General features: G+C 37.7%; 7 protein-coding genes. 1 reads left to right on the plus strand and 6 read right to left on the minus strand.

The window, feature by feature from the left end; translation table 11 throughout:
- Nucleotides 1-15: 15 nt before the first annotated feature.
- Nucleotides 16-519 (plus strand): DUF309 domain-containing protein, encoded by a 504-nt coding sequence (locus Q0371_RS11635; protein WP_169361311.1) that lies wholly within the window; start codon nucleotides 16-18, stop codon nucleotides 517-519.
- A 2-nt stretch (nucleotides 520-521) separates the two neighbouring features.
- Here Q0371_RS11635 and Q0371_RS11640 read toward each other — a convergent pair whose 3' ends face one another.
- The 6 genes from Q0371_RS11640 to Q0371_RS11665 all read right to left on the minus strand — a co-directional run bounded on the left by Q0371_RS11640 (nucleotide 522) and on the right by Q0371_RS11665 (nucleotide 5,460).
- On the minus strand, nucleotides 522-881 hold the full coding sequence (locus tag Q0371_RS11640) for a GNAT family N-acetyltransferase (protein ID WP_298471231.1): 360 nt from the start codon (nucleotides 879-881) through the stop codon (nucleotides 522-524).
- 164 nt (nucleotides 882-1,045) lie between these two features.
- Complete coding sequence (gene lysA / locus Q0371_RS11645; RefSeq protein ID WP_298471233.1) at nucleotides 1,046-2,368, minus strand: diaminopimelate decarboxylase; 1,323 nt, start codon at nucleotides 2,366-2,368, stop codon at nucleotides 1,046-1,048.
- Between the two features lie 66 nt (nucleotides 2,369-2,434).
- Nucleotides 2,435-3,880: a spore germination protein gene (locus tag Q0371_RS11650; RefSeq protein WP_298471240.1), complete on the minus strand. Its 1,446-nt coding sequence runs from the start codon at nucleotides 3,878-3,880 to the stop codon at nucleotides 2,435-2,437.
- A 2-nt stretch (nucleotides 3,881-3,882) separates the two neighbouring features.
- The gene (locus Q0371_RS11655) at nucleotides 3,883-4,668 is read right to left on the minus strand and encodes a SigF/SigG family RNA polymerase sporulation sigma factor (protein ID WP_169361314.1); all 786 of its coding nucleotides are present in this window, start codon (nucleotides 4,666-4,668) and stop codon (nucleotides 3,883-3,885) included.
- Nucleotides 4,668-5,114, minus strand: a complete 447-nt coding sequence (gene spoIIAB, locus Q0371_RS11660; RefSeq protein WP_169361315.1) for an anti-sigma F factor — start codon at nucleotides 5,112-5,114, stop codon at nucleotides 4,668-4,670. Before spoIIAB ends, Q0371_RS11655 begins: the two co-directional genes overlap by 1 nt.
- Entirely contained in the window at nucleotides 5,104-5,460 is a 357-nt protein-coding gene (locus Q0371_RS11665) for an anti-sigma factor antagonist (RefSeq protein ID WP_169361316.1), read from the minus strand. The genes spoIIAB and Q0371_RS11665 overlap by 11 nt, the downstream gene beginning before the upstream one ends.
- Nucleotides 5,461-6,000 lie beyond the last annotated feature (540 nt).

Here is a 6,000-nt window from a genome sequence, read left to right on the forward strand (position 1 = left end):
GGAAAGGTGATTGGAATGCACCCTACATTCGATTCTAAATTTGTTCATTTTATAACAGAATTTAACGAGACTAAAGATTATTTTGAATGCCATGAACTATTAGAAGACTATTGGAAGGAAGTTTCCCCACGACAAAAGGTACATCCTTTAGCCGCACTCATTCTACTTTCCACTTCTATGTACCACTGGCGACGTGGTAACTTTCAAGGCGCTTCTAAGACCATGAAAAGCAGTATTAAACGTATGAAAGAAACAATACAATCTCCTTTCTTCGAAACTTTAAATACAGAACAGTTACTAAAAGATGCCACCCAAGCCTATCAATCTATTCAGCTTCATAAGCCTTTTACAGCATTTCAAATTGGCATCCAAAATGATTCACTGCTTACCCTCACCAAGGAGGTAACCTTATCAAAAGATATAGATCAACATTTTCTTATTCATAAACATATGCTTAGAGACCGCTCTGAAATACTTGAAGAACGAGAAAAAAAGAAAAAAAGAAGAGATGACCTATAGGGTCAGTTCTCTTCTTTTTCTTTATGACATTTTACAAAGAAAGCTTTGATTTCTTCCGTTGACCTAATATTAGTCGTTTGTAAAACATTAGATAGGGCTAGAATCATATTCTTGCCAATTCCCTCTCCTCGGTGAGAAGGATTAACAGAAATATGTTGGATGACTGCATCTGTTTCCACCATTCGAACTCCAATAATGCCGACGACATCCTCCATCTTTTTCCAAACGAATAAGTGCCAATCAGGATTAGATTCGTATTCATGAATCGTTTCTAATAGTTTTTTGACATCTTTTTCATTGGGCATAAAAGATAAGAGACCCATAGAAATTTTTTCATAAGCTTTTTTATAACGAAATAACATGTTTAAGACCCTCTTTTAATTTCTTTAAAGAACTTTACTACTTTTTATGATAATTGTCCAATTATACATTACCATTTGGGGCAATAAATAGCCAATACGCTACTCCCCAAATTATTCCGGTTAAAAATAAAATTAGAAACAATATAACATTTATCTTTTTCAAATTAGTCTCTTCCTTTCTCTATATGATAAGGAAGGTCGAGGCGAATAAGGTCTTCCAATGTTTCTCGTTTTACAGCCAATTGGTGCTGACCATTCTCAACGAATACTACAGCTGGTTTTGCCATACGATTGTAATTACTTGCCATTGAATACCCATATGCTCCGGTACAGAACACGGCTAAAATATCACCTGGTTCAGCTTTCGGTAATGAAATATGCTCAATAAGCTTATCCCCAGACTCACAGCATTTCCCAGCAATTGTATAGTCAACCTTTTTCGGTGTTCCCATTTTGTTGGCAATCGCCGCATCATACTCTGCTCCATATAAAGCTGGGCGAATATTATCCGACATGCCCCCATCGACTGCTAAGTAGTTCCGAATTTCCGGCACTTCTTTTTCAGAGCCAATGGTATAAAGGGAGGTTCCCGAATCACCAACTAGTGAACGACCTGGCTCAATCCAAATTTCTGGCATCTCTAAGTTAGCATTTGCTACTAATTGTTTAACAGCAATAATCATTTCCTTCACATAAGTAGAAGGTTCCAGCGGAGTGTCTTGCTCGGTATACTTAATGCCGAAGCCACCACCAAGATTTAATACTTTGCAGGCATAGCCAAACACGTTATCCCATTCAATCATTTTAGTGATAAGCTTTTCTGCTGCTAGCTTAAAACCAACTGTTTCAAAAATTTGAGACCCAATATGACAATGCAATCCTAACAATTCTATAAATTCTTCTTTATAAACTTGTTGAAATGCCTGATCAGCTTGTCCATTTATTAAGTCAAAACCAAATTTAGAGTCCTGCTGACCAGTTGTAATATAATCATGGGTATGAGCCTCTACTCCTGGAGTAACTCTTAGTAATATTTTTACTTTTTGGTTTAGCTTTGTAGTTAAACTTTTTAGCAATTCAATCTCGTAAAAGTTGTCTACGACTATACAGCCAATCTTATGCTCCATTGCCAACATTAATTCATCTACACTTTTGTTATTACCATGAAAATGTATTCGTTCTGGAGGATATCCCGCTTGTATTGCTGTATATAGTTCTCCCGCTGATACAACATCCAAAGACAAGCCTTCTTGCTCTATCACTTGATACATTGCAATGCAAGAGAAAGCTTTACTTGCATAAGCTACCTGAGCACCTATATTTTCTTCCTGGAATGTAGCTAGAAAGGCTCTTGCTCTTGATCTGATAAGAGACAAATCATATACAAATAGCGGAGTTCCATATGTTTTAGTAAGTTCTAATGAGTCAATACCGCCTATCAACAGGTGGCCCTTTTCGTTCACATTATGCTCTGATACCATTACCATGTATCCTCGCCTCTTTTCCTCATTTTCTATATGAACTTTACCATATTGAATATGAGGATTGCAATGCTATTTGGAACGATCTCGAACAGGTGATCGCGTGATGAAAGGTCTCTTCGCATTAGTTGGCATCGGAAAACGAATAATAATACGAGCAAACGCTCTCGGATAGAAAGGTATTAATGGCCACAGATAAGGTACATTTAATGGCTTTAAGCTACATATATACCATACTAAACACACTGTTGCTATAAACAGTCCATTTGCACCAAAAGCAGCTGCGCTAAGCAATAGGAACATCCTAAATATTTTAGTAGCAATACTTAGTTCATAGGATGGAATAGCAAACGTAAATATGGCTGTTATAGCTGTATATAAAATAACTTCTGCTACGAATAGCCCTACATCAACAGCCATCTGCCCGATGACTAAAGCCGCTATAATTCCCATTGCTGTGGATAACGGAGTAGGGGTGTGAATGGCGGCTAGCCTTAAAAACTCTATTCCAATATCGGCAAATATCAATTGGAGTATAAGCGGTATCTCACTTGTTTCATTAGGTCCTAAGAAATCTAAGGCTTCCGGTAGATATTCGGTATTTTTAGCCATTAAATACCAAAATGGCAATAAAAATAAACTGAAGAAAACTCCAAAAAAACGAATAGATCTTACTAAGGTTCCGATTGCTGGAGCTTGTCTATATTCCTCAGCATGTTGTAAGTGATGGAATAGGGTTGTAGGGACAATAATAACAGATGGAGAGGTATCTACAACAAGCAAAATATGACCTTCAAGTAAATGAGCGGCTGCTATATCCGGCCTTTCGGTAAACCGAACAAAAGGCACTGGATGAAAGCCCTGCACGAATAACCATTCCTCTAGTGCTTTATCACTCATCGTAAATCCATCATGCTTGATTTTTTTTAAACGCTTCCGAATGAGTTCTAGATTTTCTTCGTTCGCCACTCCTTTAATATAGGAAATCGCGATATCCATTTTACTCATCGAGGAAATTTGATGTAGTTCGAAACGGAGGTTGGTATCTCTTATTCGTCTACGAATAAGTGCGGTGTTTAAAACAATGTTCTCCGTAAAACCATCCCGAGATCCTCGTACCACTTTTTCATTGTCTGGCTCCTCGGGTGTTCTACCGGGGTAACTTCGTACATCTACCGTATAAACTGATCCATTTTCCAAAATGAACGTCACTTGGCCACTTAGTAGTGCCGAAATCCACTTTTCTTTTGAGTCATATTGCGTGATTGAGTAGTAAGGAAAATAGTGATTCATGATTTCATTTTGAGAAACATCCTCTTCTGGAGGATTCTTCATAGTCCCCGTCATTAAATCTGTTAATGTCGGTCCATCAATGAGACCATTAATGTAAACAAGTAATACCGGGAACTTAAACAAGTGGGTATGAAGGAGTCCAAAATCATAGGACTCGTTCTCCCCAAACTTTTCTTTTAAATACGCTTCTGCCTCGGTCATATCCTTAAATAGTGTCTTCGTAATAATCACCTATCTCTAGCTTTTGTATTAGCAGTACTGCCTACAGGTACCAGCCAGCTCTTTAACTGTGTCAAAATTTTCTTTTCTAGTCTCGACACTTGAACTTGGGATATCCCTAACCTTTCGGCAATATCACTTTGAGTACAGTCTAGGTAATAACGCAGATAAATAATCATCTGTTCTCGTTTTTCTAATTTTTCTACTAGTTCTCTTAGAGGGATATGATCGAATGACTTTTCTGAACGTTCATCTTTCATTTGGTCCATCAAAGTCAAAGCATCTCCACTGTCATTTTCATAGAGTTGCTCCTGCAAGGAAGCTGGATCTCTAAGAGCGTCGGTCGCCATGACTATATCCTCTCTAGAAACTTCTAAAATACTTGCTAGCTCCAAAATGGTTGGCTGCCGCTCATGCGTTTTAAGAAAGTCATCCGTTGCGTGACGAATTTTAAAGTTCAGCTCCCTAATGGAACGACTAATTTTGACCATTCCATCATCTCGAAGAAATCTCTGAATTTCTCCAATAATCATAGGAACAGCATACGTTGAAAACTTTACTTCATAGGACAAGTCAAATTTATCGACCGATTTCATAAGACCAATACATCCAATTTGAAATAAGTCCTCTAGGTCCGCCCCCCTAGAAGCAAAACGTTGAACAATAGACCAAACCAATCTTGTATTTCCTTCTATCATTTGTTGTCTGGCGAACTTGTCACCCTCTTGTGACAGGGCTATTAGCTCTCTCATCTTCTCCTGGGTCAGTAAAATTGTTGGCTTATTGTTCATCATTAGACGGTCCTAACTGATTCTTGAATTGGTACAAATTTCTTTGTGATGGTTACGGTTGTCCCCCTATCAGGAATGGAGTATATATCCACATCATCACTGAAGCTTTCCATTATAGTAAAGCCCATACCAGAACGTTCCTGCTCAGGCTTGGTTGTATATAAAGGTTCTCTTGCCTGGGTGACATCTTTTATGCCACGACCATAATCTACAATAGAAACGACTATCTCTCTTCCACTACGTTGTGCATGTATTTCGATTTTTCCTACGCCATCCTCTTCATAACCGTGCACAATAGCATTAGTTACTGCTTCCGAGATAACTGTCTTAAACTCTGACAGCTCCTCAATTGTTGGATCGATCGCAGATATAAAACTGGACATCACCATTCTTGCTAATGCTTCATTCTCACTTTTGGCAATAAAAGATAATGTGATTTCATTGTCCATAAACTATTCCCCCTAACTTTGAAATTATTTCAATTTCTGATTCGCTGTAAATGTATGGGCTTAAACCTGCAAACTGAAAAATTTTGCGCATAGTTGGTGATGGATTAACGATGATGGTTTGACCATCAATTGGAGCTAACTCTCGCATTCTACCTAGAATGAGTCCAATACCTGAGCTATCCATGAAATTTAAATCTTTTAAATTCCAAACAAGAACCTTAATAGAGCCATTCTTAATCATTGGTACTATCTCATTTCTTATTTCTGTCGTGCTATGATGGTCTAGCTCACCTTTCAATCGAATAATAACAATTTCGTCTCCTACTTTTTCAACATCGTGTTTCATAAAATCGCCTCCTCATAAAACGCAATTCCACATAGAATTCTATAATCCTTTGCAACTGACAAAAGTAGAAGAAATCATCGCAATTTAGAAGATTTTCGACAAAAGGTCTATACACATCAAGTATGGGTAAATTAAACATTTTTTAAACAATAAAAAGACAGCAATTTAAGATATTTTTAAATCTTAGATTGCTGCTTATATGAATCAATTTTATTTTGCTATTTTTAAAGAAAAATTAGGCCAGAATAAGGGCATGTTATGCTATTTAATCTATACAGTAGAATTGATTTTCGCTCATATCTCGGACGCTTTTTCGCGGGGGGAGCGATGAAAAACAGAAATAATAAAAAGAAAAATGTAAATCATCTGCATTTTAAAGAGGAAAGAATTGATTTCCGCTTTCGGCGGACGCTTTCCGCGGGGGAGCGATAAGCCATCACCCGTCGCTTACGCGCGCGGTTGTGATGTCTTATCTGTCTCCCTCCTCCCGCTGGAGCATTCCTGTATGATTACTTTACAGGCTCTTGAAAAAAAAAGAAC

The sequence above is a fragment of the uncultured Psychrobacillus sp. genome (genome assembly GCF_938022135.1).
Lineage (GTDB): Bacteria > Bacillota > Bacilli > Bacillales_A > Planococcaceae > Psychrobacillus.

What these genes read in the sequence shown, in the direction of transcription:
- Q0371_RS11635 (WP_169361311.1), top strand. Translation starts at nt 16, where the DNA reads ATGCACCCTACATTCGATTCTAAATTTGTTCATTTTATAACAGAATTT.
- Q0371_RS11640 (WP_298471231.1), bottom strand. Translation starts at nt 881, where the DNA reads ATGTTATTTCGTTATAAAAAAGCTTATGAAAAAATTTCTATGGGTCTC.
- lysA (WP_298471233.1), bottom strand. Translation starts at nt 2,368, where the DNA reads ATGGTAATGGTATCAGAGCATAATGTGAACGAAAAGGGCCACCTGTTG.
- Q0371_RS11655 (WP_169361314.1), bottom strand. Translation starts at nt 4,668, where the DNA reads ATGATGAACAATAAGCCAACAATTTTACTGACCCAGGAGAAGATGAGA.
- spoIIAB (WP_169361315.1), bottom strand. Translation starts at nt 5,114, where the DNA reads ATGGACAATGAAATCACATTATCTTTTATTGCCAAAAGTGAGAATGAA.
- Q0371_RS11665 (WP_169361316.1), bottom strand. Translation starts at nt 5,460, where the DNA reads ATGAAACACGATGTTGAAAAAGTAGGAGACGAAATTGTTATTATTCGA.